A 277-nucleotide genomic window follows, 5' to 3' on the forward strand; every position below is an offset into this window, starting at 1 on the left:
CGCTGAAGTCGTTCAGCGAAGCCTTCGATTATGCACTGCTTTTTCAAACCGCGTCAACTTCGAAGGAAGTTTTTTTCTTGGGGCTTTCAAGGCACTCACTCGCAGAGAGCGAATGCCTCGAAGCTTGCTCGCAGCGCCTCGAGAGACACTGTTTGCTTGCCCTTTTGTGTGAGCACCTTCTGGGTGCTCACACAAAAAGGAAAGCCCAACCCTTTCGGGGCTGGGCTTTTCTTGGCTGTAAGAGCCTGACGATGACCTACTTTCACACGGGAACCCG

The 277-nt window shown here is 52.7% G+C and carries 1 protein-coding gene; it reads right to left on the bottom strand.

Annotated elements, in window-relative coordinates; all coding sequences use genetic code 11:
- Nucleotides 1-95 precede the first annotated feature (95 nt).
- The coding region (locus AC3A6J_RS28065) for a hypothetical protein (protein WP_487863282.1) at nucleotides 96-277 on the bottom strand (182 nt) is incomplete at its 5' end.

Source organism: Variovorax sp. Soil_C_39 (assembly GCF_057656815.1).